Here is a 22,401-nt window from a genome sequence, read left to right on the forward strand (position 1 = left end):
GCATGATCGATCTCGCCGTCCTCAAGGGATCGTCGTTCGTCGTGCTGGGGCTCGCGCGCTCCGGCCTGGCGACCGTGCGCGCCCTGCGGGCGGCCGGGATCGCTTGCGTCGCCTGGGACGACAACGCGGCGTCGCGCGACGCGGCGGTGCAGGCCGGCGCCCGCGTGGCCGATCCGGCCACCATCGACTGGTCGGGCATCACGGCTCTGGTGATCAGCCCCGGCATCCCGAGCACCCTGCCGGTGCCGCATCCGGTCGCGGTCGCGGCGCGGGCGGCGGGCAAGCCGATCATCTGCGACGTCGAGCTGCTGGCCCGGGCCCAGCCCGAGGCGACGTTCGTCGCCATCACCGGCACCAACGGCAAGTCGACGACGACGGCGCTGATCGGCCACATCCTCCAGCAGGCGGGCCTGCGCTGCCAGGTCGGCGGCAATATCGGCCGCGGCGCGCTCGATCTCGATCCGCTCGGCAAGGGCGGGCTCTACGTGCTTGAACTGTCGTCCTACCAGCTCGAACTGCTGCAGACCTTCCGCGCCGACATCGCGGTCTGGCTCAACATCACTCCCGACCATATCGACCGGCACGGCGACATCCCGGGCTACGTGGCCGCCAAGAGGAACATCTTCCAGCGCCAGCGTGCCGGCGACTGCGCCGTGATCGGTATCGAGGACGAGCCCTCGCGCGAAATCGAGCGCGAGATCGCAGCGCGTCCCGGCATCGCCTGCATTCCGGTGGCACTCGACCGGCCGGTGGCCAACGGGATCTCCTACCGCGCCGGCGTGCTGGTCGATGCCGACGGCTACACGGTCGACTTCGCCGACGTCCTGACCCTGCCCGGCGATCACAACGGCCAGAACGCAGCCTGTGCCTGGGCCGTCTGCCGCTGGCTCGACCTGCCGCGCGAAGCGATCGTGGCCGGAATGAAGACCTATGCCGGCCTGCCGCACCGCCAGGAGCGCGTCGCTGCGGTCGGCAACATCGTCTACATCAACGACAGCAAGGCCACGAACGCCGATGCCACGGCGCGTGCCCTTTCGAGCTACGACGACATCTACTGGATCCTGGGCGGTCAGGCGAAGGAGGGCGGCGTCGCGCCGCTCGCTTCGTACTTCGACCGCATCCGTCATGCCTTCCTGATCGGCGAGGCGACGGAGCTGTTCGCCGGCCAGTTCGAGGGCAAGCTGCCTTACAGCCGCTGCGGCGACCTGCAGTCGGCGCTCGACGCCGCGCATGCGCTGGCGCAGCGCGAGGCGCAGGGTGAGGGCAAAGGGCCGGCCGTCGTGCTGCTCTCGCCCGCCTGCGCGTCGTGGGACCAGTGGAAGAGCTACGAGCATCGGGGGGATGCGTTCCGGGCCATGGCGCGGGCGTTGCCGGGGGCTGAAATTTTGGGGAGGGCCGCGTGATTCAGGTTCCGCGCGACGATCGAAGCGTGATCGGGCAATGGTGGTGGACCGTCGACCGCTGGTCGCTGGGCGCGATCCTGGCGATCATGGCGTTCGGCGTGATGCTGACGCTGGCTGCATCGCCGCCGGCCGCCGAGCGCATCGGCGCCGACTCGTTCATCTTCGCCAAGCGGCAGTTCATGTTCCTGCCGCTGGCGCTGCTCGTCATGCTGGGGATCTCGCTGGCTTCGCCGCGGCATGTGCGACGGCTGGCGCTGCTGGTCTTCTGCGGCAGCATCGTGCTCCTGGCGGCCACGTTCGTCATAGGCGTCGAAATCAAAGGTGCGCGGCGCTGGATCTCCGTGCCCGGCCTGTCGAGCCTGCAGCCATCGGAATTCGTGAAGCCGAGCCTCGCCGTGATCTCGGCCTGGCTGCTGGCGCAGAGCCGCACCGAGCGGCGCGCACCGGGCTACCTGATGTCGACGGTACTGGTCGGCGGCGTGCTGGCCTTGCTGGTGATGCAGCCCGACCTCGGCATGAGCGTCGTCGTTGCCGCGGTATGGGGCATCCAGCTCTTCGTCGTCGGCCTGCCGATGTGGGTCGCCGGTTTCGGCGCGGTGGCCGGCGCCGCCGGCCTGGTCGGCGCGTACTTCCTGTTCAGCCACGTGCGAAGCCGCTTCGACCGTTTCCTCGATCCGACATCGGGCGACAACTATCAGGTCAACACCTCGCTCGAAGCCTTCATGAACGGCTCGCTGTTCGGCCGCGGTCCCGGCGAGGGCACGGTGAAGGCACAGCTTCCCGACGCCCATACCGACTTCGTCATGGCTGTCGCCGGCGAGGAATTCGGCCTCGTCGTCTGCCTGATGATCCTCGCGCTCTTTGCCTTCGTGACCTTGCGCTCGATGTCGCGCGCCTCGAAGGAGACCAGCCTGTTCATCACCCTGGCGGCCACGGGCCTTGCGGTGCAGTTCGGGCTGCAGGCCGCCATCAACATGGCCTCGACGATCCAGCTCATCCCCGCGAAGGGCATGACGCTCCCGTTCATCTCCTACGGCGGCTCCTCGGCGCTGGCGATGGCGATCTGCGTCGGGATGTTGCTGTCGCTCACGCGTGAGCATGCAGGCTTGAGAGAGGCCGTCTGATGGCGGCAGTGCGCCCCGTGGTTCTGGCGACCGGCGGCACTGGCGGGCATGTATTCCCCGCCGAGGCACTGGCGGGCGAACTCGAGGCGCGCGGCGTGCCGTTCACGCTGGTCACCGATTCGCGGGGCCGCCAGTGGCAGGGCGCGCTGTCGCGCCGGCCGATCCACTATATTCATTCGGCCAGTCCGACCGGCTCCATGGCGAAAAAGGTGCTGGCGATGTTCTCGCTGGCGCTGGGACTGTTCGACGCCTGGCGAGCCCTGGGTCGCATCGGCCCGTCCGCGGTGGTCGGCTTCGGCGGCTATGCCTCGGTCCCGACCATGCTCGCGGCCCGCCTGCGCCGCCTGCCGTCCGCACTTCACGAGCAGAACGCGGTTCTGGGACGCGCCAATCGCCTCGTGCTGGGCGGCGCGGCGCGCGTCGCCACATCGTTTGCCCGGACACGTTACCTCGACGGCGACGCGCGAGCCCGACTGGTCGGCAATCCGGTGCGCGAGACGGTGCGCGCGCTCAGGGACCAGCCCTACCGCGCGCCCGGCGAGGGCAGGGTGATCGATCTGCTCGTCTTCGGCGGCAGCCAGGGCGCGGCCTCCTTTGGCGAGGTCATTCCGGAAGCGGTATTGGCCCTGCCGCAGGCGGTGCGGGCGCGGCTGCGCATCGTGCAGCAATGCCGCCCCGAGAGCATCGACCGCGTGCGGACCAGCTACGTGAAGGCAGGCGTCGTGGCCGAACTGGCGCCGTTCTTCCAGGACCTGCCGCGCCGCATCGCATCGGCGCATCTCGTGATCGGCCGCTCCGGTGCCTCGACCGTGGCCGAACTGGCGGCGATCGGCCGGCCGTCGATCCTCGTGCCGTATCCTTACGCCGCCGACGATCATCAGACCGCCAACGCCCGCGCCTTCGAGGCGACGGGGGCCTGCATCGTGATGACACATGCGTCTTTCACCGCCGACGCGCTGCTCGGCCATCTCATGGCGTTGATCGAAGCGCCGGAGCGTCTTACAGCGATGGCGTCGGCGGCGCATGGCGCCGGCCGTCCCGATGCCGCCGCGAAGCTTGCCGATGTCGTGGGCGAAATGATCTCCCTTCCTCTCTCGCCGTCAGGAGTCGCCGCATGAGGGCGCTGCCGCTCGACCTCGGACTCATCCACTTCGTCGGCATCGGCGGTATCGGCATGTCCGGCATCGCCGAGGTCCTCCACAACCTCGGCTACAAGGTGCAGGGCAGCGACGTCGCCGAGAGCGCCAACACGCGCCGCATCGCCGAGCTCGGCATGAAGGTGATGATCGGCCACCGCGCCGAGAACGTCGGCAGCGCCCAGGTCCTGGTCGTGTCGAGCGCCGTCAAGAAGGACAATCCCGAGGTTCTGGCCGCCCGCACGCGCCACGTGCCGGTCGTGCGCCGCGCCGAGATGCTGGGCGAATTGATGCGCCTCAAATGGTCGATTGCCGTTGGCGGCACGCACGGCAAGACGACGACGACGTCGCTGGTGGCCTCGATGCTCGACGCCGGCGGTCTCGATCCGACCGTCATCAATGGCGGAATCATCAACGCCTATGGCACCAACGCGCGCCTGGGCGACGGCGACTGGATGGTTGTGGAATCCGACGAATCGGATGGCTCGTTCCTGCGCCTGCCGGCCACCATCGCGGTGGTGACCAACGTCGATCCCGAGCATCTCGACCACTACGGCACCTTCGACGCGCTGCGCGACGCCTTCGTCCGCTTCGTCGAGAACATTCCCTTCTACGGTTTCGCCGTGCTTTGCTCGGATCATCCCGAGGTCCAGGCGCTGATCCCGCGTGTCGCCGACCGGCGCATCGTCACTTACGGAATCGGCGCCAATGCCGATGTGCGCGCCATCAACCTCAAGCTCGACCGCGGCGGCGCCGACTTCGATGTCATGGTCGAGCATCGCGCCACGAACGAATCGCGCACCATCACCGGAATCCGGCTGCCGATGTTCGGCCAGCACAATGTCCAGAACGCCCTGGCGGCGATCGCCGTCGCGCAGGAGATGGGCCTGCCGGACGACACGATCCGCCGCGCGCTGGCCTCGTTCGCGGGCGTGAAGCGCCGCTTCACCAAAACCGGCGAGGCGCATGGCATCACCGTGATCGACGATTACGGCCATCACCCGGTCGAGATCGCGGCGGTGCTGCGCGCCGCCCGCCAGGCCTATGGTGGCTCTGGACGCGTCATCGCCGTCATGCAGCCGCATCGTTACTCACGTCTCGGCGCGCTGCGCGCCGAGTTCGCCACCTGCTTCTCCGACGCCGATGCCGTGATCATCGCCGATGTCTATGCCGCGGGCGAAGCGCCGATCGAAGGCGTCAATCGCGACATGCTGGTCGGCCTCGTGCAGCGCGCCGGCCATCGCGACGTGGCGCCGCTTGGCGGACCGGGCGATCTGCCTGAGTTGGTCTGGCAAACGGCGCGTCCGGGCGACGTCGTGGTCTGCCTCGGCGCCGGCAACATCACGGCCTGGGCGCATGCCCTGCCGGGCCAGATCCAGCAACTCGCGGCCGAAAAGGCCGGCCCGCGCGCCATCGCCAACGATTCCGGCCCTCACGGCGGAACGGCTGCATGATGGCTCTCGCGACCTCGACCTCCCACCTGATCGACCGGCTGCCCAGGCCGCGCGGACGGCTGACCGCCGACGCAGCCCTCGGTCCGCAGACCTGGTTTCGCGCAGGTGGTCCGGCCGAGGTCCTGTTCCGGCCCGCCGACGTCGAGGATCTCGCGAGCTTCATGGCCGGCCTGCCGCCGGACGTGCCGGTCACGGTGCTGGGAGTCAGCTCAAACATTCTCGTGCGCGACGGCGGCGTGAAGGGCGTGGTCGTCCGCCTGATGCGCGGTTTCACCGGCATCTCGGTCGAAGGCAACGAGGTCGTGGCCGGCGCGGGCGCGCTCGACCTCAACGTGGCGCTGTCGGCCCGCGATCATGCGCTGGCCGGACTCGAGTTCCTGAGCGGCATTCCCGGCACGATCGGTGGTGCGCTGCGCATGAATGCCGGCGCCTACGAGGGCGACCTGGCGCAGGTTCTTCTTGCGGCCGAGGCGGTCGATCGTGCGGGCAAGGTCCACACGGTGCCGACCGCCGCCATGGGCTACCGCTATCGCCACAGCGACGCGCCGTCGGACTGGATTTTCACCTCGGCACGTTTGCGCGGGACGCCCGGCGACCAGCTTGCCATCGCCCGCCGCATTGCCGAGATCGACACGGCCCGCACGGATTCCCAGCCGCGCAGCCGCACGGGCGGTTCGACCTTCGTCAATCCGCCGGGCCGGCGCGCCTGGGAGCTGATCGATGAGGCCGGGTGCCGCGGTCTGCGCATCGGCGAGGCGCAGGTGTCCGAGAAGCATTGCAACTTCCTGATCAATCTCGGCGAGGCCACGGCAACCGACATCGAGGCGCTGGGCGAGCAAGTGCGCCGCCGCGTGCTGGAGAAGACCGGCGTGCAGCTCGAATGGGAAATCCGGCGCATCGGCGAACCGGCGGGGAGAGAATGATGAAGCGCGTCGCGGTCCTGATGGGCGGCTGGTCGCCCGAGCGTGAGGTCTCGCTGGTCAGCGGCAAGGCCTGCGCCGAGGGGCTGCGCGAGGGCGGGCACGAGGTCATCGAATACGACGTGAAGCGCGACTTGCGCGCCCTGGTCGAGTTCCTGCGGCCGGCGGCCGGCGGCGGCCCCGACGTGGTCTTCAATGCCCTGCACGGTCGCTATGGCGAGGACGGCTGCATCCAGGGCGTCCTCGAGATCATGCGGGTGCCCTACACGCATTCCGGTGTGCTGGCTTCGGCCATCGCGATGGACAAGCCGCTGGCCCGGCACATCTTTGCGTCGCTCGGCCTGCGCGTGGCGGAAGGCCGCGTGATCGAGCGCCGCTCGCTCGCCGCCGGCGATCCCATGCCGCGGCCTTATGTGGTAAAGCCCATCGATCAGGGTTCGAGCATCGGTGTCCATATCGTGCGCGACGGCGACAACCTGGCGGCGGTCGAGGCTGCGGAAGCGGCGTTCGGCGAACGCGTGCTGATCGAGAAGTTTGTGCCGGGACGCGAGCTGACCGTCGCCGTGATGGGCGACAAGCCGATCGCCGTCACCGAACTCCGCCCGCGCACCCGCTTCTACGACTACGAAGCCAAGTACACCGACGGCATCACCGAGCATCTCGTGCCCGCGCCGGTGCCGGAGGATGTCTACGAAGCCGCCAAGCAATGGGCACTGGCGGCGTACCAGGAACTCGGGTGCAGCGGCTTGAGTCGCGCCGACTTCCGCTGGGACGATTCGAAGCCCGGCACCTCCGGTCTCGTCATCCTCGAACTCAACACCCAGCCCGGCATGACGCCGCTGTCGCTGGCGCCGGAACAGGCCAAGTGGGCCGGCATCTCGTGGTCACAGCTCATGACATGGATGGTCGAGCACGCGAGGCATCCGACATGAGCGTCGCGAAGAAGACGGCCACGCCCAAGGCCGGCGCCGCGCCGAAGCGCGACTATGACCGGCGCAAGAAGCGCGGACCGATCCGCAAGGCCGCCCGTCCGTTCTGGAAGCAGCCCGTCCTGCTCGGCGCCATCGTGCTGTTGCTGGGCTGCGGCGGCGGGGGCGGCTGGTGGGCCTGGCGCGAAGGCTGGCTGGTCGAGGCGCAAAGCCGCCTGGAGGCCATCTCGCACACCGTCGTCGGCGCCATCACGCCGTTCAAGCTCGCGGACGTCACCGTCGAGGGGCGCGACTATGTCGAACGGGCCGATCTGCTCGCCGCACTGAACGTCAGCCGGGGCGATTCGCTGCTCGGCATCGACCTGCAGGCCTCCCGCAAGCGGCTCGAGGCGATCGACTGGGTCGAGTGGGCAACGGTCGAGCGCCGCCTGCCAGACACGCTCTATGTCACGATGAAGGAGCGCCGCGCCGTCGCGATCTGGCAGAACGGCACGGAGTATACGCTGATCGATGCCAATGGCCGCACCGTGCGGGCAAGCCGCATGCCGCCCGGCGCCGAGAAGCTCCTGCTGCTGGGCGGTCCCGGTGCGCCCGACCATGTCGGCGACCTGTTGCTGTTGCTCACTTACGAGCCGACCGTGGCGCAGCAGCTTCGCTCCGCCGTGTGGGTTGGACAGCGCCGCTGGAATCTCATCCTGAACAACGGTGTCGAGATTTGGCTGCCGGAGGAGGACGCCGTCGCGGCCCTTCAGCATCTCGCCAAGCTCGACGGTCAGCACAAGTTGCTGTCGCGTGAATTCGGCGTCGTCGATCTGCGACTGCCCGACAAACTTTATCTGAGAAAGCGCAATCCTGGCGACGGAACGCCTGGGCCAGCGTAGAATCGAAAAAACTCGGAAGTGTACGCGTAGACGGGGGACATCGTGGCGAAGACGAGAAATGGCGTCATTGCGGCGCTCGACATCGGCACCAACAAGGTCGTGTGCTTCGTGGCGCGGGTCGACGGCCAGGGACTTCGGGTGGTCGGTATCGGCCACCAGCCCGCTCTCGGCATGCGCTCGGGCAACATCATCGACATGGAAGCGGCCACCCGGGCGATCTCCTCGGCGGTGTCGACCGCGGAGGAAATGTGTGGCGAGCAGGTCCGCGACGTCATCGTCGGCGTCAGCGGCGGTTCTGCAGCCTCGCACAATCAGAGCCTCGAAGTGGCGATCGGCCATCACGAGATCGGCGAGCGCGACGTCCGTCGTGTCCAGCAGCACATCCAGCTTCCGGCCGAGACCGCCGACCGCGACATCATCCATTCCGCCGCCATCGGCTATACGGTCGACGGAACCCCGGTCCGCGACGCGCGCGGCATGTTCGGCGAGCGCCTGGGAGTCGACGTCCATCTGGTGACCGCGGCGAGCGGTGCGATGCGCAACCTGCAGGTCTGCGTGCGCCGCGCCCATCTCGAGATCGCCGACCGCGTCGTCGCCGCCCACGCCGCGGGCCTCAGCTCGCTGGTCTCCGACGAGCGTGACCTCGGTGTGACCCTGATCGACATGGGTGCCGGCACCACTTCGATCGCCGTCTTCTATGAAGGCCACCTGGTCCACGTCGATTCGATCCCGGTCGGCGGCGAACACGTCACGCGCGACATCGCCCGTGGCCTGTCGACGCCGGTCGCGCATGCAGAGCGGATGAAAACGCAGATCGGCCGCGCCGTCATCAAGCCCAACGACGAGTACGACATCATCGACGTGCCGCTGATCGGCGAGGAAGATCGCACGCGGCCCAACCACATTCCGCGTTCGATCCTGGTCGGCATCATTCGTCCGCGAGTCGAGGAGACGTTCGAACTCGTGCGCAGCCGACTCGAAGCGTCCGGTGTGGATAAGTTGGCCGGTGGACGCGCCGTTCTGGTCGGTGGCGGCTGCCAACTCGATGGCGTCCCCGAAGTCGCCGCTGCGATTCTCAACAAGAAGGTCCGCACCGGCGCGCCGCTGCGTCTGGCGGGACTCGCGGATTCGACTGGCGGGCCTGCGTTTTCCGCAGCGGCCGGACTTCTTTCCTTCGCGCTCCAGAATCACGCCGTCGCGCAGGCTCAACCGGCGTCGAGCGAAGCACCGGCGAGTCGAATCGGCCGGATTGGCAGTTGGATTAGAGAAAACTTTTAGGCAATATGTTGTGCGGGATGAGGCAAATCCCACAGGCTATAGACATAAAGACAAGAAAAAGCCGGTGGCGGTGAAGGGTTTCTACTCAAACAGGATGCCCACGCCGTTGCTCCGAGCAGATAACCCCTCGTTTGCGTGGAGAAAACCGAATGACCATCAACCTCAGTCTCCCTCAGACGGAGTCCGAGATTAAGCCGCGCATTACCGTCGTCGGTGTCGGTGGCGCGGGCGGAAACGCCGTCAACAACATGATCAGCGCCGCGCTCGAAGGCGTGGAGTTCATCGTTGCGAACACCGATTCGCAGGCGCTCAGCCAATCGCTCGCCGACCGGCGCGTCCAGCTTGGCATCACCATCACCCAGGGTCTCGGCGCGGGCGCCCGTCCGGAAGTCGGCCGTCAGGCCGCCGAAGAGGCGCTGCCGGAGATCCTTCAGCTTCTCGACGGCGCCAACATGGTGTTCGTCACCGCCGGCATGGGCGGCGGTACCGGTACCGGTGCGGCGCCCGTCATCGCCGCCGCGGCGCGCGAGCAGGGCATCCTCACCATTGGCGTCGTCACCAAGCCTTTCCACTTCGAAGGCCGCCGCCGCATGCAGTCGGCCGAGCAGGGCATCACGGAGCTGGAGAAGGTCGTCGATACGCTGATCGTCATCCCCAACCAGAACCTGTTCAAGATCGCGAACGAGAAGACGACGTTCGCGGACGCCTTCAAGATGGCCGATGACGTGCTGCACATGGGCGTGCGCGGCGTCACCGATCTCATGGTCATGCCGGGCCTGATCAACCTCGACTTCGCCGACATCCGCACCGTCATGGGCGAGATGGGCAAGGCGATGATGGGCACGGGCGAGGCAGAAGGTCCGGATCGCAGCCGCGTCGCGGCCGAGTCGGCGATCTCCAACCCGCTGCTGGAAGATCATTCGATGAAGGGCGCCAAGGGCGTGCTCATCAACATCACCGGCGGCCTCGACATGACGCTGCACGAAGTCGACGAAGCCGCGAACCGCATCCGCGAGGAAGTCGACGGCGACGCCAACATCATCTTCGGCTCGACCTTCGATGCCGGCATGCAGGGCCGCATGCGCGTGTCAGTGGTCGCCACCGGTATCGCCGCGATGGCCGCGCAGCAGCCTGCGCCGAACTACCTGTCGCTCGACATGAACCGTCCGATGCAGACAGGCCAGCCGGCGCTCAGCCGTCCGGTCGCGCCACCGGTCGGTCGCGTTGCCATGCCGGCCGCTGCGATGGCGCCTGCGATGCCGGCGGCTCCCGTCGCGCCGCCGATGGCCGTTGCGCCGCCGGCCTTCGCGCCGGCGCCGGTCGAGGCAGCCGCTCCGGCCGCGCCGATCATGGCCTCGATGCCGACACCCGCACCGGTGTACGAAGCGCCGGTGGTCGAGGAACCCGTGATGGCCGCGCCGGTCATGGAAGCGCCGGTCGCCCCGGCGCCCGCGCCGATCCCGGCCCCCGTCGCGGCCGCACCGGCTCCGGCGCCCGTCCAGGCCGCCCCGCAGCGCCCGCTGGTCGATGAGAACGACTGGCGTGTCAGCCGTCCGTCGGCTCCCAAGCCGGCGCCGGTCCGTGCAGAGGCTGTCACGCGTCCGATGGCCGCGCGCCCGGCAACCGACAGCCGCGCGCCGAACCTTTTCCAGCGCATCACCGGGGCCTTCTCGGCGCCGAAGCCCGCGGCAACCGCACCGGCCGCCGCGCCGGCCGAGCCGACAGTTGCACGGACCGCGCCGGAAAACGTCGTGCCCGTGGCTCCCAAGGCGGCCGCGTCGCGACCGGCACCGGTCCAGACCTCGATCAGCCTCGATGTCACGGAGCGTGCGAAGCCCGCCCGCGACGACGACGATCTGCAGATTCCGGCTTTCCTGCGGCGGCAAGCCAACTGACGCAGGAATTTCGGTTATCCACGCATCTTCTCGAGGGGCCGTTGGCCCCTCTTTTTTTCGCAGGCGCGTGATATAACGCGCCGGGCCGAAGTATCACGGATGGGACATGTCGAAGTTGGTTGTGAGTAAGGGACGACGCATCATTGCCGGGCTGACGCTCTCGCTGGCGATGCTCGGCCTGTCCGCCTGCGGCTCGGACGACGACAAGTATGTCGAGCGCCCCGTCGAACAGCTCTACAATCGCGGTCTCGATGCGCTCGGGCAGCAGGAATACAAGACGGCCGCCAAGAACTTCGAGGAAGTCGACCGTCAGCACCCCTATTCGGTCTGGGCCACCAAGGCGCAGATCATGGCGGCCTTCGCCTACTACCAGTCGAACAAGTACGACGAAGCCATCATCGCGCTGGATCGCTTCATCCAGCTCCATCCCGGCCATCGCGACCTGCCCTATGCCTATTACCTGAAGGCTCTTTGCTTCTACGAGCAGATCTCCGACGTCGGCCGCGACCAGCGCACAACCCAGCAGGCGCTCGACGCACTGGCGGAAGTCGTGAAGCGCTTTCCGGAGTCGCCCTATGCGCGCGACGCCCGCCTCAAGGTCGAGCTCTGCATCGACCATCTCGCCGGCAAGGAGATGGACGTCGGCCGCTACTACCAGAAGAACCAGCAGTATGTCGGCGCCATCAACCGCTACCGCGTGGTGATCGAACGCTACCAGACGACGACGCACGTTCCGGAGGCGCTGCACCGGCTGGTCGAGAGCTACCTCTCGCTCGGCGTGAAGAGCGAGGCGCAGGAAGCCGCCGCCGTGCTCGGTTACAATTTCCCCGGCAGCGAATGGTATCAGGACAGCTACTTCCTGATGACCGGCGAGGGCACACGGCCGCCTGACGAGAAGCGCGGCTGGTTCTCCAGCATCTTCTGACCGTCCGGCATGCTCGCCACGCTCTCGATCCGCGACTTCGTGCTGATCGAGAAACTCGACCTCGATTTCGCCCATGGCGGCGGCCTCGGTGCACTGACCGGTGAGACAGGCGCCGGCAAGTCGATCCTGATCGATGCGCTGGGCCTGGCGCTCGGCGCCCGTGCCGAATCGGGCGTGGTTCGGCGCGGCGCCACCCAGGCCTCGATCGCTGCCTCCTTCGACCTGCCGCGCGATCATCCGGCACGATCGATCCTGGCGGAGCAGGGCCTCGATGGCGAAGATGTCCTGACCCTGCGCCGCATGATCGGTGCAGACGGTCGCGGCCGTGCTTTCGTCAACGACCAGCCGGCCTCGGTCGCGCTGCTGCGCCGGCTGGGCGACACGCTGGTCGAGATCCAGGGACAGATGGAGCAGCACGGGCTGCTCGACACGGCAACGCATCGTGGTTCGCTCGATGCCTTCGCCGGCCTCGAGAAGCAGGCCGCCGCCGTTGCCTCTGCATGGACGGCATGGCGCACCGCCGAGCAGGCCCATGCCGACGCGCAGGCCGCCGCCGAGGCGGCGCGGCGCGACGAGGAGTTTCTACGCCACGCGGTGAAGGAACTCGATGCCCTGGCGCCGAAGGCCGACGACGAGGAGACGCTGGCCGGCGAACGCCAGCTGATGCGGGCCGGCAGCGCGCTGGGGGAAGCGGTCAGCCAGGCGCTGGGCGAGCTGGAGCAGGGTCGGGGGGCGGTTGCGAGCCTCAGGACGGCGCATCGCTTGGTCGAACGCAACGCCGACAAGGCGGCCGGTCGTCTCGACGCACCGCTGGCCGCACTCGATCGCGCCTTGAGCGAAGCCACCGAGGCGCAGGCCCAGCTCGAGATGGCGCGCGATGCGCTGGAATTCGATCCGGCAAAGCTCGAGAAGATCGAGGAGCGGCTGTTCGCGCTGCGGGCCATGGCGCGCAAGCACAATGTCGCCGTGGCCGGGCTCGCCGCGCTCGCCGAGAATTTCTCGGCGCAACTTGCGGCCCTCGACGACGGCGAGGCCGGGCTGAAGAAGCTGGCCACCGCGGCAAAGGCGGCTCGCGCGATCTATCTTGCGGCCGCGGAAACGCAGGCGGCCGCGCGCCGCAGGGGCGCGGCCCGGCTCGACAAGGCGGTGGCCGCCGAGCTGGCGCCGCTGAAGCTGGAGCGTGCGAAGTTCGTCACGGAAGTGGCCGCGTTGCCGGAGCCGGATTGGTCGGCCGCCGGCACCGACCGCGTGCAGTTCACCGTCTCGACCAATCCCGGCGCGCCGCCGTCACCCATTGCAAAAATCGCCTCGGGCGGCGAGCTCTCGCGCTTCCTGCTGGCACTCAAGGTCTGCCTCGCCAAGGTCGGTGATGCGCCGACCATCGTGTTCGACGAGGTCGATTCGGGAATCGGCGGTGCCACAGCGGCTGCCGTCGGCGAGCGGCTGAAGCGGCTGGCCCGGGACGTTCAGGTCCTGGTCGTCACCCATTCGCCGCAGGTCGCCGCCGTCGCCGACCGTCACTGGCTGATCCGCAAGACCACGACCCGCACGACGGCCAGCACCGATGTGCTGTCGCTCGATGCCAAGGGCCGCCGCGAGGAGATCGCGCGCATGCTCTCGGGTGCCGAGGTGACGGTCGAGGCGCGGGCCGCGGCCGACCGGCTGCTGGCGGCGGCGGGCTAGGGAGGCGGCAATGTCCCGTGCGGCGAAGGTCGTGGCGGCGCTCGACGTCGACAAGCTGACCGAGCGGCAGGCCCGCTCCGAACACAAGCGCCTGACGGACGAGATCGTCCATCACGACAAGCTCTATCACGAGAAGGACGAGCCGGAGATCTCGGACGCCGAGTACGACAAGCTCCGGCAGAGATTGAAGGCGATCGAGGCGCGTTTCCCGCAGATCGTCGACATGTTCAGCCCGACGCAGCGCGTCGCGCCCACGCCGACGACGGCCTTCGCCAAGGTCACGCATCGCCGGCCGATGCTGTCGCTCGACAACTGCTTTACCGACGAGGAGCTGCAGGATTTCCTGGATCGCGTGCGCCGTGGCCTGGAACGCGAGACCAACATCGGACCCGAGGACGAGATCGCGTTCAGCTGCGAGGCGAAGATCGACGGCCTCTCGATCAGCCTACGCTACGAGGATGGCGAGTTCGTCCAGGGCGCGACGCGCGGCGACGGCACGACCGGCGAGGATGTCACCGCGAATCTCAAGACCGTGAAGGATATTCCACAAACTTTGAAGGCGCACGGGAAGGATGGCTTCCCGAAGTCGATCGACGTGCGCGGCGAGGTCTACATGGAGCGCTCGGCGTTCCAGGAGATGAACAAGCGGCAGGAGGAGGCGGGAGAAAAGACCTTCGCCAATCCGCGCAACGCCGCCGCGGGTTCGTTGCGCCAGCTCGATGCCGGCATCACCGCGAAGCGTCCCTTGCGCTTCTTCGCCTACGCCTGGGGCGAGGCCGAGCCCCGTTCGTGGAAGACGCACAGTGAATACCTGAAGCTTCTCAAGGCGTGGGGCTTCAAGACCAATCCATTGACCGAGCTGTGCCGGACGCCGGACGAGGTGCGCGCCTTCTACAGGCAGATCGGCGAGGCGCGCCCGTCGCTGGCCTACGACATCGACGGGGTCGTCTACAAGGTCGACCGCATCGACTGGCAGGAGCGGCTGGGGTTCGTCAGTCGCGCGCCGCGCTGGGCGACCGCGCACAAGTTCCCGGCCGAGCAGGCGCGGACGCGGCTGAACGGCATCAACGTCCAGGTCGGACGCACCGGCGCGCTGACGCCGGTCGCCGATCTCGAACCGGTGAACGTCGGCGGCGTGATGGTGGCGCGCGCGACGCTGCACAATGCCGACGAGATCGAGCGGCTCGACGTGCGGGTCGGTGACATGGTCACGATCCAGCGCGCCGGCGACGTGATCCCGCAGGTGCTGGGCTTCGTGGCCGACGAGCGCCCGAAGAACGCGAAGAAGTATCACTTCCCGACGCGCTGCCCCTGTCCGCTCGAGACCGAGGTGAAGGCCGAGGAGGGGGGCGTGGTGCGGCGCTGCTCCGGCGGGCTGGAATGCCCGTTCCAGCAGGTCGAGCGGCTGCGCTACTTCGTGTCGCGCAACTGCTTCGACATCGAGGGACTGGGCGGCACCCATATCGAGAACTTCTTCAACGACGGGCTGCTCAAGGTTCCAGGCGACATCTTCCGCCTGCACGAGCACGAAGCCGATATCAAGAAACGCGAGGGCTGGGGCGACCTTTCCGTGCGCAACCTGCTGGCCGCCATCGAGGCCCGCCGGACCATCTCGCTCGACCGTTTCATCAACGCGATCGGCATTCCCCTGATCGGCGAGGCCACGGCCAAGATCCTCGCCCAGGAATATGGCGATGCCGACACCTGGCTGGCCGAGATGCTGGCCGCCGCGAAGGAGCGCACGGCGCATCCCGATCCGGCGAAGAAGGAGAAGGCCGCGGAGACCGTGGGCCCGAGATATGGCCGGCTGTGCAACGTCGAGCAGATCGGCGTCACCACGGCCGACGCGATGTGCGAGTTCTTCACCGAAGGCCATACGGTCGAGATCATCGAGGACCTGCTGAAGCAGCTCAGCGTCCAGCCGGTGCAGCGGCGAGTGATCGCGGCGGACGCCAGGCTCAAGGACAAGATCGTGGTTTTCACCGGGGAACTCTCGACCATGACCCGCGATGCCGCCAAGGCGCGTGCCGAGGAACTGGGCGCCAAGGTCACGGATTCGGTGTCGAAGAAGACCAGCCTCGTCGTCGTCGGCGAGAACGCCGGCTCGAAAGCCCGTAAGGCCGCCGAACTCGGCGTTCAGACCATGACCGAGGAAGAGTGGGTGAAGCTCAGCGGGTAGTCCATGGTTTGGGTGCTCAAAGAGGCGGGCGTCTTTCCAGAAGAAGATGAACCGCGTCGAATTTCCAAACCACGGCCTCACCCTGAGGAGCGAACGCAGTGAGCGTCTCGAAGGGTGGGCACGAGCACATCGTCTGTAGCCCATCCTTTGAGACGCGGCCTGTGGCCGCTCCTCAGGATGAGGTGGTGTGGTTCAGCTCGGCACGAAAAAGGTCAGATCGCGCGCGTTGCCTGTTCGAGCCAGGTGCGTGTCGCTTCGTCGACGTTCGGCCCGACCGTCTCGCGCACACGGCGGTGATAGTCGTTGAGCCACTGCTTCTCGGCCTCGGTCAGCAGCGACCGCTCGATGCAGGCAAGGTCGATCGGGGCAAGGGTCAGGGTCTCGAACTCGAGATACTTGCGATCGGCGCCTTTGATCTCGACCTCCTTCACCGCCACGAGGTTCTCGATGCGAATGCCGTAGGCTCCGGTCTTGTAGTAGCCGGGCTCGTTGCTGACGATCATGCCGGGCTGCAGCGCGACCGAGTTGGGCATCTTGGAGATGCGGTGCGGGCCTTCGTGCACCGACAGATAGGCGCCGACGCCGTGGCCGGTGCCGTGGTCATAGTCGAGCCCGACCTGCCACAGTGCATAGCGTGCGAGCACGTCGAGCTGCGATCCCGTCGTGCCGACCGGGAAGCGGGCGCTGGCCAGCGCGATATGGCCCTTGAGGACGCGCGTGAAGCGGTCGCGCATCTCGGGCGAGGGCGTGCCGACGCCGACAGTGCGGGTGATATCGGTGGTGCCGTCGCGATACTGGCCGCCGGAGTCCACGAGGTAGAGGCTGCCCGGCTCGAGCGTGCGTTCCGTCGCCTCGGAGGCGCGATAGTGGACGATCGCGCCGTTGGCGCCGGCGCCCGAGATCGTGTCGAAGCTGAGATCGCGCAGCTTGCCGGTTTCTTCGCGCAGTGCCTGCAGCCGGTCCGACACCTCGATCTCGCGCAAAGCGCCCGCACTCGACTTGAGGTGGAGCCAGTTCAGGAAGCGGCTGACGGCGACTCCGTCGCGGCGATGCGCGGCACGGATGCCTTCCAACTCGACCTCGTTCTTGCAGGCCTTGGGGAGCGAGATGGGATCGGAGTCCCGCACCATCGTCGCGCCCGCCGCCTGCAGCCGTGTCGAGGCCCAGTAGGGCGCGGTCGAGGTCTCGACCAGCACGCGCTTGCCCAGCTTGCCCAGCAGGTCGAGGGCGCTCCCCAACTCCTCGGGCGGCGCCAGGGTCACGGCATTGCCGAGCCACGACACGGTGCGGTCGGGAATCTTGCGGCGATCCATGTAGAGATCGACATGGCCGTCGGCGTGGATCAGCGCGAAACCCAGCGCGAACGGCGTGCGCGGAACGTCGCCGCCGCGCACATTCAGAAGCCAGGCGATCGAATCGGGCGCGGTGATGAGTGCGACGTCGGCGTTCCTCGCGGCCAGCGTCGAGGCGATGCGGTCGCGCTTGCTCTCACTGGTCTCGCCGGCGAACTCGACGGGATGCGGCAGCACCGGCGCCAGCGGCGCGGGCGGACGGCCCGTCCAGACGGTGTCGACGGGATTGGATTCGACCGGCACGAAGCTGCCGCTCGCACGCTGGCAGGCGCGAGCGAAGCGGTCGTAGCCGTCGACGGTCTGAAGCCAGGGATCGAAGCCCAGCTTGCCGCCCTTGGGCAGGTTCTCGGCGATCCAGGTTTCTGCCGACTGTTCGGGAATCTGGTGCGGCTCGAAGGCCCCGACATCGACCTGGTCGCGGACCGCGAGCGTGTAGCGGCCGTCGATGAAGATCGCCGCCTTTTCGGCCAGGACGATGGCGAGGCCCGCCGAGCCGCTGAACCCGGTCAGCCAGCCCAGCCGTTGCGAGCGCCTCGGCACGTACTCGCCCTGATGCTCGTCCGCACGTGGCACGACGAAACCGTCGAGACCCCGCCGCTTCAGCTCGGCACGGAGGTCGGCCAGCCGGGAGGCCGGGGCGGGGCTCGCTTCCAGCCCGTCGTCGCCGGCGGCCAACGCTGCCCGCCAGGCAGTCAGCGCGCTGGTCATTTCGGCATCAGGAGCCGGATCGATCAGTTCGATCCACTCCGGGCCGGACAGGCTTTCAGGGGCGGCGGCCACCCCGCGCATCAGCGCATCGAGAGCAGCCGGGTCGGCGCTGCGCCCATGCTTGCGGAGCAGGGCTAGAACGTCATCTGGAGCGGAACTCATGATGTCGCGACCCTACGCGCGGAGGTCGGGACAGGCAAACTGAGCAATTTTCGTTCTTTCGCATCTGCGAAATGCTAAAATATGGTGCGCCATGCGTTGTGTGCATATCGAACCTTCAACCTCTGCACTTATTGTTGCGGCTCAAGGCTCTATATTTGCTGAGTGCGATGCAGCATCGACTTTCGCATTGCACAATAAAGGAGAGACTCATGATGACCCAGCCGATTCGGACCTTTAAGGATCTGACCAGCGAAACTGCGCCGGCGGGGGGAAACGCGAATTCCAAGTTCGGCTTCACCGCCGATCGCCACCTGATCGAGCTGCGTGCCCGCTATGCCCGCGCCGAAATGCTGGCGAACGGCTTCGGTGATGCAATCCTGTGGATTGGCCGTCAGTACGACCGCCTCACCGCGGGGATCAAGGCCAACCTGAAGCTGCGCGCCGCCGAGGCCCAGCTGCATCGCATGACCGACCGCGAACTGTCCGACCTCGGCCTGTGCCGGGCCGACATCGACTTCGCGGTTCGCGAGGCCGCCGAAGGGGTGACGCCCGCGTTCGACTATGTCGCCGGACCGGTCACCCTGGCCAACCAGAATCTGCGCCGCGCGGCGTAGCCGATTGTTGAGTAGCGTAGCGTAAGCGTACGAGGGCCGGCGAAAGCCGGCCCTTTCGTTTTGCGCCTATTCCCGGCGCAAGATCAGGCTGCGCCACCAGGCGCCGCCCGTCTCCAGGTCGATTCGGCGCTCGAAGACGAAACCTCGTTGTCCGTAAGCGGCGACGATGCAGGCTGCCTGCTCCACCAGCAGGCCGCTCAGCAGCACGCGTCCGCCCGGCCGTACCGCGCCGGCGAAGGTGTCTGCCAGGTCGAGCAACGGTCCCGCCAGGATGTTTGCGACAACGAGATCATAGGGGGCGCGGCCGGACAGGGAATCGGCCTGCAGGCCCGAGGACACGAAGAAAGAGCAAAGATCGGGCACGCCGTTCAGTCCCGCGTTCTCCTGCGCGACCTCCACCGCTTCGGCGTCATTGTCCCCGCCGATCACCGGCCGCTTCCAGAGCTTGGCCATGGCGATGGCCAGGATGCCGCTGCCGCATCCCACATCGACGGCGTTTACCGTGTCCGCCGGATCGAGCGTCGCCAGCATCTCCAGGCAGCCGCGCGTGGTGGCATGGGTGCCGGTGCCGAAGGCCAGGCCCGCATCGATGCGCAGCGGCAGCAGGCCGGCGGGGCGGCCCTCGCTGACATGCGAGGGGTGTACCCAGAAAGGCCCGACCGCAAAGGGCCTGAAGGAGCGCTGGTTCTCGGCCACCCAGTCGATGTCGGGCAGCGCTTCCCAGCGCCAGTCCGGCACGGCCAGGCCCAGCGCCTGCGCCGCTGCCTCGATCGCCGCCGTCACCAGCGCCTCGTCGCCCTCGCCGAACACGTCGATGCGCCAGGGGCCGTCGCGCGAGACCTCGCAGCTCGCGACGATGAAGCCTTCCTCGCCCAGCCGTTCTTCCAGCAGGATTTCCCAATCGGCGCGCTGCGCCGCCGGCGCGACGAAGCCAGCCTTGCGTACTTTGCTCATGCTCATGCCGGAAGGAAGAGCATGCGCCGGGGCGGCAAGTCCACGCCGACATTGTCGCCGACGGCCCGCAGCTCGCTGCCGGACTGGAACGGCGTCTCGATCAGAACCTCGCTGTCGCCGATGCGTACGGCATAGCGCACGGTGGCGCCCAGGAATTCGCGATGCGTGACCGGTCCGCGCAGGGCAGCCCCTTCGGGCGACGACAGGGCAGCATGCTGCGGCCGGAACACCAGGCGCTTGCCCGCCGGCATTGGCATGCCGGAGCGCTCGTCGAGAATGTTTGCCGAGCCCAGGAAGTTCGCCACGAAGAGGTTGGCCGGGTTCTCGTAGAGCTCCATCGGCGTGCCGACCTGCTGGACCTTGCCGCCGTCCATCACGGCGATGCGGTCGCAGATCGTGTTGGCCTCTTCCTGGTCGTGGGTGACGAAGATCGTCGTCAGGCCCAGCCGCTGCTGCAGCGACCGCAGTTCGCGGCGGACGCTGACGCGCATCTTGGCGTCGAGGTTGGAGAGCGGCTCGTCGAGCAGCAGCACCTTGGGCTCGATGGCGATGGTGCGGGCCACCGCCACGCGCTGCTGCTGGCCGCCGGAAAGTTGCGCCGGTCGTCGCTCGGCGTAGGCGGACAGGCCGACCAGTTCGAGCGCCTGCGCGACCCGACGGTCGATCTCGGCGCGGGGCAGGCGGCGCTCCTCGAGGCCGAAGGCCACGTTCTTCGCGACGGTCATGTGCGGCCACAGCGCGTAGCTCTGGAACACCATGCCGACGTCGCGCTTCCACGGCGGCAGCGGCGCCACGTCCTGGCCGTCGAGCAGCACCTTGCCGGTCTGCGCCTGGGCGAAGCCCGCGATCAGCCTGAGCAGGGTGGTCTTGCCGCAACCGGACGGGCCGAGGAAAGCAAAGAACTCGCCGGGGTGGATCGAGAGCGCGACATCCTTCAGCACATGGGTCGATCCGTAGGAGAGGTTGACCCCCGTGATCTCGATGCCGACCGCGCGTGCTGCCTTCGCCATGGTCATGTCCGTCATATATCGAGCCCCCGCGCCCGTTGCGAGCGGTCGACCGCCAGCTGCGACAGCCACATGCAGATCGCCACGATCAGCACGGCGATCACGCCCAGCGCCGCGCCGGCGCCGCGTCCCGCCGGTGTCTGCATCAGGACGTAGAGGCCGTAGGCCAGCGGCGCGTCGGAATTGGATTGGACGAGGATCAGCACGGCCGACAATTCGACGGCGGCCGTGGCGAAGCTGGTGACGAAGCCGGCGAGCAGCCCGCCGGTCATCAGCGGGATCACGACCCGGCGCACCGTGCGCGCCTTGGTGGCGCCGAGATTCTCCGCGGCTTCCTCGAGCGAGATCGAGATCTGCTGCAGGGCCGCGTAGGCAGCGCGCAGCGCGTAGGGCAGGCGGCGGATGGCGATGGCCAGCACGATCACGATCCAGAGAGTCGCCAGTGGCGTGCCGTCGGGCAGGTTGACGCCATAGAAGGCGCGCAGATAGCCGATGCCCAGCACCACGCCGGGCACGGCCAGCGCGGTGCTGGCGGCCCAGTCGAGCCACTGCCGGCCGGCCAGGCGCGTGCGCAGGACCAGATAGGCGATGGCGCCGCCGATCACCACGTCGATGGTGGCCGCCAGCCCGGCATAGAGCAGCGTGTTCTTGATGTAGATCGAGCTGTCGCCCAGCACGCGCGTGTAGTGCGCCAGCGTGTAGCCGTCGGGCAGCGGGCTGTAGGACCAGACCGTGGCGAACGACAGCAGCACCAGTCCGACATGCGGCGCCAGCACGAGGGCCAGGATGAGGATCACGACGCCATAGGCCAGCGCCTGCTCGCGCGGTCGCAGCTTCCGCCGGGCGAGGCCGCCGCCGCCGCGCTGGGTCGTGGCGTAATCCTTGCCCTTCATGACCAAAGCGGTCGCCCACATGGTCGCCACCGCGACGAGGATCAGCACGACGGAGATCACGTAGCCCATCGGATCGTCGATGCCGATCGAGGTGATGCGCAGATAGGCCTGGGGCGCCAGCATCTCCTTCACGTTGAGGAGCAGCGGCGTCGCCACGTCGTCGAACACCTTCACGAACACCAGGCTGGCGCCCGCGATATAGCCCGGCAGCGCCAGCGGCAGGGCGATGCGCCGGAACAGGCGCAGCCCGTGCGAGCCCAGGTTCTGCGCAGCCTCTTCCATGCTGCGGTCGATGTTGCGCAGCGCCGCCGACAGGTTGACGAGGATGAACGGGAAATAGTGGATGGCTTGCAGGAAGATGACGCCGTTGAGGCCTTCCATGAAGCCGATCTTGAAGTCGAACCATTCGTCGAGCAGCAGGTTCACCGAACCGTTGCGGCCGAACAGGAGCTGCATCGCCACCGCGCCGACGAAGGGCGGCATGATCAGCGGCAGGAAGCCCAGCGTCTGCACCAGCATGGCGCCCCGGAATTCGAAGCGCGTCGTGAGATAGGCCAACGGCAGCGCCAGCGCCGAGGCCCAGACGACCGTCATCCCGGAAACGTAGACCGAGTTCCAGAACGAGCGGACGAACAGCTCGGTGCGGGCGAAGTCGAGGAAGTTGACGAGCGTCAGCCCGCCGCCGCCCTTTTCGGTGAAGGCGACATAGACGACGGTCGCCACCGGCACGAGCAGGAAGACGGCGAGGAAGAGGGCGATGCCGAGCGCGAGGGCGATCTGTCCGGGGGAGCGGCTCATACTCCTCCCCATTCAAATGGGGAGGTGCCCCTGTAGTCAGGGGGGGAGGGGTCAGAAACCTTGACCCCGAACGCGATGAACCCTCCGCCCGCGTGAGACGCGGGCA

At 67.8% G+C, this 22,401-nt stretch carries 17 protein-coding genes; 13 read left to right on the plus strand and 4 right to left on the minus strand.

Annotation, left to right across the window (positions count from 1 at the left end):
• Positions 1–2: 2 nt before the first annotated feature.
• From murD to ligA, 12 genes are all read left to right on the plus strand, one after another.
• Positions 3–1,403, plus strand: a complete 1,401-nt coding sequence (gene murD, locus KQ910_RS19560; RefSeq protein ID WP_216964414.1) for a UDP-N-acetylmuramoyl-L-alanine--D-glutamate ligase — start codon at positions 3–5, stop codon at positions 1,401–1,403.
• Positions 1,400–2,527, plus strand: a complete 1,128-nt coding sequence (locus KQ910_RS19565) for an FtsW/RodA/SpoVE family cell cycle protein (protein WP_369408395.1) — start codon at positions 1,400–1,402, stop codon at positions 2,525–2,527. Before murD ends, KQ910_RS19565 begins: the two co-directional genes overlap by 4 nt.
• Positions 2,527–3,645, plus strand: a complete 1,119-nt coding sequence (gene murG, locus KQ910_RS19570) for an undecaprenyldiphospho-muramoylpentapeptide beta-N-acetylglucosaminyltransferase (protein ID WP_216964417.1) — start codon at positions 2,527–2,529, stop codon at positions 3,643–3,645. The genes KQ910_RS19565 and murG overlap by 1 nt, the downstream gene beginning before the upstream one ends.
• Positions 3,642–5,117, plus strand: a complete 1,476-nt coding sequence (murC, locus tag KQ910_RS19575; protein WP_216964419.1) for a UDP-N-acetylmuramate--L-alanine ligase — start codon at positions 3,642–3,644, stop codon at positions 5,115–5,117. The genes murG and murC overlap by 4 nt, the downstream gene beginning before the upstream one ends.
• Positions 5,117–6,040, plus strand: coding sequence for a UDP-N-acetylmuramate dehydrogenase (murB, locus tag KQ910_RS19580; RefSeq protein WP_216965785.1), 924 nt, complete (start codon positions 5,117–5,119; stop codon positions 6,038–6,040). The genes murC and murB overlap by 1 nt, the downstream gene beginning before the upstream one ends.
• Positions 6,037–6,969 carry a D-alanine--D-alanine ligase gene (locus KQ910_RS19585; protein WP_216964421.1) on the plus strand — a complete coding sequence of 311 codons (933 nt, stop codon included), beginning with the start codon at positions 6,037–6,039 and terminating at the stop codon, positions 6,967–6,969. Before murB ends, KQ910_RS19585 begins: the two co-directional genes overlap by 4 nt.
• The gene (locus tag KQ910_RS19590) at positions 6,966–7,847 is read left to right on the plus strand and encodes a cell division protein FtsQ/DivIB (protein ID WP_216964423.1); all 882 of its coding nucleotides are present in this window, start codon (positions 6,966–6,968) and stop codon (positions 7,845–7,847) included. The genes KQ910_RS19585 and KQ910_RS19590 overlap by 4 nt, the downstream gene beginning before the upstream one ends.
• Before the next feature lie 42 nt (positions 7,848–7,889).
• Entirely contained in the window at positions 7,890–9,125 is a 1,236-nt protein-coding gene (gene ftsA / locus KQ910_RS19595) for a cell division protein FtsA (RefSeq protein WP_216964424.1), read from the plus strand.
• A 149-nt stretch (positions 9,126–9,274) separates the two neighbouring features.
• Positions 9,275–11,020 (plus strand): cell division protein FtsZ, encoded by a 1,746-nt coding sequence (ftsZ, locus tag KQ910_RS19600; protein WP_216964427.1) that lies wholly within the window; start codon positions 9,275–9,277, stop codon positions 11,018–11,020.
• Positions 11,021–11,126: 106 nt separating this feature from the next.
• Positions 11,127–11,945, plus strand: coding sequence for an outer membrane protein assembly factor BamD (locus KQ910_RS19605; RefSeq protein WP_216964428.1), 819 nt, complete (start codon positions 11,127–11,129; stop codon positions 11,943–11,945).
• A 9-nt stretch (positions 11,946–11,954) separates the two neighbouring features.
• Positions 11,955–13,628 carry a DNA repair protein RecN gene (recN, locus tag KQ910_RS19610; RefSeq protein ID WP_216964430.1) on the plus strand — a complete coding sequence of 558 codons (1,674 nt, stop codon included), beginning with the start codon at positions 11,955–11,957 and terminating at the stop codon, positions 13,626–13,628.
• Positions 13,629–13,638: 10 nt separating this feature from the next.
• Positions 13,639–15,807 carry an NAD-dependent DNA ligase LigA gene (gene ligA / locus KQ910_RS19615; protein ID WP_216964432.1) on the plus strand — a complete coding sequence of 723 codons (2,169 nt, stop codon included), beginning with the start codon at positions 13,639–13,641 and terminating at the stop codon, positions 15,805–15,807.
• 212 nt (positions 15,808–16,019) lie between these two features.
• Here the strand turns inward: ligA and KQ910_RS19620 are convergent, their stop codons facing one another.
• The gene (locus tag KQ910_RS19620; protein WP_229600824.1) at positions 16,020–18,029 is read right to left on the minus strand and encodes an aminopeptidase P family protein; all 2,010 of its coding nucleotides are present in this window, start codon (positions 18,027–18,029) and stop codon (positions 16,020–16,022) included.
• Positions 18,030–18,238: 209 nt separating this feature from the next.
• Here KQ910_RS19620 and KQ910_RS19625 point away from each other — a divergent pair, with 209 nt between their 5' ends.
• Positions 18,239–18,643: a DUF1127 domain-containing protein gene (locus KQ910_RS19625; protein WP_229600825.1), complete on the plus strand. Its 405-nt coding sequence runs from the start codon at positions 18,239–18,241 to the stop codon at positions 18,641–18,643.
• 66 nt (positions 18,644–18,709) lie between these two features.
• Here KQ910_RS19625 and KQ910_RS19630 read toward each other — a convergent pair whose 3' ends face one another.
• The 3 genes from KQ910_RS19630 to KQ910_RS19640 are packed head-to-tail and all read right to left on the minus strand — an operon-like array spanning position 18,710 to position 22,295.
• Positions 18,710–19,597, minus strand: coding sequence for a 50S ribosomal protein L11 methyltransferase (locus KQ910_RS19630; RefSeq protein WP_216964434.1), 888 nt, complete (start codon positions 19,595–19,597; stop codon positions 18,710–18,712).
• Positions 19,598–19,599: 2 nt separating this feature from the next.
• On the minus strand, positions 19,600–20,607 hold the full coding sequence (locus tag KQ910_RS19635; RefSeq protein ID WP_229600826.1) for an ABC transporter ATP-binding protein: 1,008 nt from the start codon (positions 20,605–20,607) through the stop codon (positions 19,600–19,602).
• An 11-nt stretch (positions 20,608–20,618) separates the two neighbouring features.
• Positions 20,619–22,295, minus strand: coding sequence for an ABC transporter permease (locus KQ910_RS19640; RefSeq protein WP_229600827.1), 1,677 nt, complete (start codon positions 22,293–22,295; stop codon positions 20,619–20,621).
• Between the last annotated feature and the right edge of the window lie 106 nt (positions 22,296–22,401).

Source organism: Reyranella humidisoli (genome assembly GCF_019039055.1).
Lineage (GTDB): Bacteria > Pseudomonadota > Alphaproteobacteria > Reyranellales > Reyranellaceae > Reyranella > Reyranella humidisoli.

Coding starts and splice junctions, on each gene's coding strand:
- KQ910_RS19590 (WP_216964423.1), top strand. CDS start 6,966: ATGAGCGTCGCGAAGAAGACGGCCACGCCCAAGGCCGGCGCCGCGCCG.
- KQ910_RS19635 (WP_229600826.1), bottom strand. CDS start 20,607: ATGGCGAAGGCAGCACGCGCGGTCGGCATCGAGATCACGGGGGTCAAC.
- KQ910_RS19605 (WP_216964428.1), top strand. CDS start 11,127: ATGTCGAAGTTGGTTGTGAGTAAGGGACGACGCATCATTGCCGGGCTG.
- KQ910_RS19625 (WP_229600825.1), top strand. CDS start 18,239: ATGATGACCCAGCCGATTCGGACCTTTAAGGATCTGACCAGCGAAACT.
- murB (WP_216965785.1), top strand. CDS start 5,117: ATGGCTCTCGCGACCTCGACCTCCCACCTGATCGACCGGCTGCCCAGG.
- ftsZ (WP_216964427.1), top strand. CDS start 9,275: ATGACCATCAACCTCAGTCTCCCTCAGACGGAGTCCGAGATTAAGCCG.
- murG (WP_216964417.1), top strand. CDS start 2,527: ATGGCGGCAGTGCGCCCCGTGGTTCTGGCGACCGGCGGCACTGGCGGG.
- ligA (WP_216964432.1), top strand. CDS start 13,639: ATGTCCCGTGCGGCGAAGGTCGTGGCGGCGCTCGACGTCGACAAGCTG.
- KQ910_RS19640 (WP_229600827.1), bottom strand. CDS start 22,295: ATGAGCCGCTCCCCCGGACAGATCGCCCTCGCGCTCGGCATCGCCCTC.
- KQ910_RS19620 (WP_229600824.1), bottom strand. CDS start 18,029: ATGAGTTCCGCTCCAGATGACGTTCTAGCCCTGCTCCGCAAGCATGGG.
- murD (WP_216964414.1), top strand. CDS start 3: ATGATCGATCTCGCCGTCCTCAAGGGATCGTCGTTCGTCGTGCTGGGG.
- murC (WP_216964419.1), top strand. CDS start 3,642: ATGAGGGCGCTGCCGCTCGACCTCGGACTCATCCACTTCGTCGGCATC.
- KQ910_RS19585 (WP_216964421.1), top strand. CDS start 6,037: ATGATGAAGCGCGTCGCGGTCCTGATGGGCGGCTGGTCGCCCGAGCGT.
- recN (WP_216964430.1), top strand. CDS start 11,955: ATGCTCGCCACGCTCTCGATCCGCGACTTCGTGCTGATCGAGAAACTC.
- KQ910_RS19630 (WP_216964434.1), bottom strand. CDS start 19,597: ATGAGCAAAGTACGCAAGGCTGGCTTCGTCGCGCCGGCGGCGCAGCGC.